Genomic DNA, 3,945 nt, shown 5'->3' on the forward strand with positions numbered 1-3,945 from the left:
GGTGTTGCTGGCCCACCAGATCATCTAATGTGTTTGGGCGTAAACGTTCGGCTAGAGGGGGATAATTATTCACCTTTCAAAATTGAAGAAAAAAATCAGTGTTATAAAAAATAAAAACTGCCGGAAACTCTCCGGCAGCAAAATATCTGTGTCAATCAGTTAAATCCGTTTCATCAGCGTTCTATCATCCCTTCAAATTCAATTTTATCTGCATCTCATCAAACTGTTTATCATCAATAGTGCTTGGTGCATCAATCATTACATCACGGCCACTGTTATTTTTAGGAAAGGCAATAAAATCACGGATGCTTTCGCTGCCGCCGAGAATAGAGCATAACCTGTCGAAGCCAAATGCAATGCCACCATGCGGCGGTGCACCATATTCAAAAGCGCCGAGTAAGAAACCAAATTTATGTTGTTGCTCTTCCGCATCCATACCTAATGCCGCAAACATTTTTTCCTGCAATTCTCTTTGAAAAATTCTTATAGAGCCGCCTCCAATTTCGTTTCCATTTAACACCATATCATAAGCATTGGCTTTAATACTGGCGTAAGGATGTTTTAAATATTCCGCTGCATTTTCAATAACAGGATTGTTGTTGATCATTTCTGCAATTTGTGTTGGCTTTGGCGAAGTAAACGGATGATGGCGTGCCACCCAGCGGTTGCCTTCTTCATCATATTCAAACAATGGAAAATCCAATACCCACAATAATTTAAAATCGTTTGGTTTGCGCATGCCTAATTTATCGGCCATAAACATTCTTAGATCACTTATTGCTTTTCTTGTTCTTTCTTCGGCACCCGCTAAAATTAAAATCAGGTCGCCGGGTTTAGCATTGGCTGCTGTGGCAATAGCTTTTAATTTTTCTTCGTTATAAAATTTATCTACGCTGCTTTTAAATGTACCATCAGCATTGCATTTTATAAATACCAAACCCTTCATTCCTATTTGCGGACGCTTTACCCATTCCGTTAGTTCATCCGTTTGTTTACGGGTGTATTCGCTGCAACCAGGAATTGAAATGGCGACAACAGTTTCTGCATCATCAAACACACCAAAAGAAACGCCATCAATTAATGCAGCTTGATTTTCCTTTTCAGGAAAGGTATGTTGAGGAAATTTTAAATTACAAATTTTAATATCGAAACGGATATCGGGTTTATCATTACCATAAGTCCACATCGCTTCTTCCCAAGTTATGCGTTGTACCGTTTCGGTATAATCAATATTTTTTACAGCTGCAAAAATGTGTTTTATCATTCCCTCAAACATTTGTAAAATATCTTCCTGCTCTACAAAACACATTTCGCAATCTATTTGTGTAAACTCGGGTTGACGATCCGCTCTTAAATCTTCATCTCTAAAACATTTTACAATCTGGTAATAGCGGTCGTAACCACTTACCATTAATAATTGTTTAAATGTTTGAGGACTTTGGGGTAACGCATAAAATTGTCCGGTGTTCATTCTTGATGGTACCACAAAATCTCTAGCACCTTCCGGTGTACTCTTAATTAAAAAAGGTGTTTCAATATCCAGAAAATTATTTTCATGCAAATAATTTCTTGCGCTTCTACCCACTGCATAACGCAGTTCTAAATTTTTCTTTACAATATTTCTGCGCAAATCTAAAAAGCGGTATTTCATTCTCAGTTCATCACCACCATCGGTATCATCCTGAATAGAAAATGGCGGCACAGCCGATTTATTTAATATTTTAAATGATGCCACATTTATTTCAATATCGCCGGTGGGGATGTTGGCATTTTTACTGCTGCGTTCATTAACTGTACCATTTACCTGCAATACAAATTCTCTTCCCAATGGGTTTGCTTCCAGCTCTGTATTTAATGCTTCGGAAAATAATAATTGTGTAATGCCATAACGGTCTCTTAAATCTACAAACGTTATGCTGCCGAATTTACGAACGGTTTGTACCCAACCGGCAAGGGTTACAGTAGTGTTGTTATCAGTTAATCTTAATTGGCCGCAGGTGTGGGTTCTGTACATTATTGATTGATGTGTTATAAATTATAAATTATGAATTGGCGGCAAAGATACGTTCTGTAAATGTTTTTGTAAAATGAAGAGTTTTTTAATGGTGAATAGTTCGATTAGTAAAATGCCAGCCTGAGCTTGTCGAAGGCTGGGTGTAAAATGAGAAGCCGGTTTCGACAAGCTCAACCTGACAGGTTTTCGACGAATGAAAGAGTCGGTTTTAAATAAGTATCTAATTATTTCGCTTCGAGAAAAGTTCAATAATGGTATGCCGTACAAGAGTGCGATGCAACGATGATGATATGAAAAATCCGAAGCTGGTATAAAAAAAATCACATCGTTCCCACCTCATCTTTATGCCTCGGCCGCCAAATTAAATAATAAAAAACCAAAAATAATAAGCCAATGCAAAAAGGTATCATAGCAGTTTGTTTGCCGGTTAAACCAAACAGCAATATTTTTTCATCAAATTTAAAAAACTCACTTACCATCCAAAGGCTGTTGGCACTTATCCAGAATACGATGGCAAAGTTGTGGCAAGCTTCGCTCATGATAGCCCTGTTTTTAATCGCTATCCAAATAGCTATGGCAAGTGTGGGGATTACCATAGCAATGCCCAGTAGCCGCCACTCCATACACCAGCTGATGTCTTTAAAAATCCAGAAAACGATGTGGAGGTTTTCCATTTTACGAAAACGCAGTGGTATAGAATAGTTTTGGTTTGTAGGCATACTTAACCAATTTTATTAGTGCCGCAAATTACACGAATTGTTTTAAAACAAAAACACGAAATAGCTTAGCTGCTAGTTCGTGTAATTGGTGTTTTAAAATTTGTGTAATAAATTATTCCACACTTACCCTTATCCCTTCACTATGGCTTGTAAACTCCGGCGCATACATACATTGAATGGTTGTAATGCCATTACTGAAATTACCGGCATGTGTTACAAACATGGGATATTCAAAAACATAACTGCCCCTGTTAAGCGAACCAAAAAAGAAATTGGTGCTGGCATCTTTTGTGCTTTCGTAATAGCCTAAGCCGCCCTGGTATTTGTATTGACTGATAACATTTACCGGTTCCATGCAGGCTGCCCTCATGTCTTTCATGTGTAAGTATTCCATATCACGGTCAACCTTTAATTCGATACGCACTTTTATTTTATCACCTACTTTTAATGCAGCACCATCTTGTACAGCAACTAATGTGGGGCCTTTATCGGTATTGCGTTCAATAAATAATTGTTTCTTTAATTTTAAAGGCGTTTCAGCAGAAGTAATTTTATCAAGGTCTTGAAAGTATTGCCAGTAAATGCTTCCCCAGCTTGTGGTTGAAGAGTTTAGAGGTTTAGAGGTTGAGGAGTTTAGAGTTACTGATACATCCCCCATTGAAGGTTGAACTTTGGCACCTTCAATTCTTTTTTTAAAATAACCTGTGCCGGCCTGGATTGCATCGTCTGTACTTTTAATAACGGTGCTGCCCAAAGTAATTACCACTTCTTTTTCTTCAGCTAACCAGTTATTGCCATTTAGCAATAATGCATAACATGCTTCAGCAGTAGCTTTGGTAGTTTTCCAGTTTTGGGTTTGCTTTTGTTTTAGCAACCAGGTTTTTAAATCGTCAACGGTAGTGTTGTTCTTTTCAATATCGCTGAACGCTTCAATCATCATCGCCTGGCTTTCTATTGGTGCCTGCTGCCAGTAATAGCCGCCGTTAGTCCACTCTTTCCAGTACATGCCCATCTCTTCTTTAACAATGGTATTTTCTTTTAACGATTTTATAATTGCTTTTGGAGTAACCTCATCTTTAGTGCGGTGCAATGCCAACGCAATCATGGCCTGCATATATTTACTGTTGCTTAGCCAGTATTTTTTTGCCTGCCCGTTATAATAAATGTAAGCAGTTTGTGATGCTGTGGAAATTTTATACTCAGCAAAAAAAC

At 38.0% G+C, this 3,945-nt stretch carries 3 protein-coding genes; all 3 read right to left on the reverse strand.

The genetic code is table 11. The features are described from left to right. Positions 1 to 184 precede the first annotated feature (184 nt). Entirely contained in the window at positions 185 to 2,014 is a 1,830-nt protein-coding gene (gene aspS, locus ACY65O_RS07860) for an aspartate--tRNA ligase (protein ID WP_462220304.1), read from the reverse strand. Between the two features lie 320 nt (positions 2,015 to 2,334). Next, positions 2,335 to 2,733 carry a hypothetical protein gene (locus tag ACY65O_RS07865; protein ID WP_462220305.1) on the reverse strand — a complete coding sequence of 133 codons (399 nt, stop codon included), beginning with the start codon at positions 2,731 to 2,733 and terminating at the stop codon, positions 2,335 to 2,337. A 112-nt stretch (positions 2,734 to 2,845) separates the two neighbouring features. Next, positions 2,846 to 3,945, reverse strand: a 1,100-nt coding sequence (locus ACY65O_RS07870) for an alpha-2-macroglobulin family protein (protein ID WP_462220306.1), incomplete at its 5' end; no start/stop codon positions are given.

Source organism: Ferruginibacter sp. (assembly GCF_031430955.1).
Lineage (GTDB): Bacteria > Bacteroidota > Bacteroidia > Chitinophagales > Chitinophagaceae > Ferruginibacter.

Bases quoted from the DNA above. Each gene is read 5' to 3' on its own strand.
- aspS (WP_462220304.1), bottom strand. From the start codon at position 2,014: ATGTACAGAACCCACACCTGCGGCCAATTAAGATTAACTGATAACAAC.
- ACY65O_RS07865 (WP_462220305.1), bottom strand. From the start codon at position 2,733: ATGCCTACAAACCAAAACTATTCTATACCACTGCGTTTTCGTAAAATG.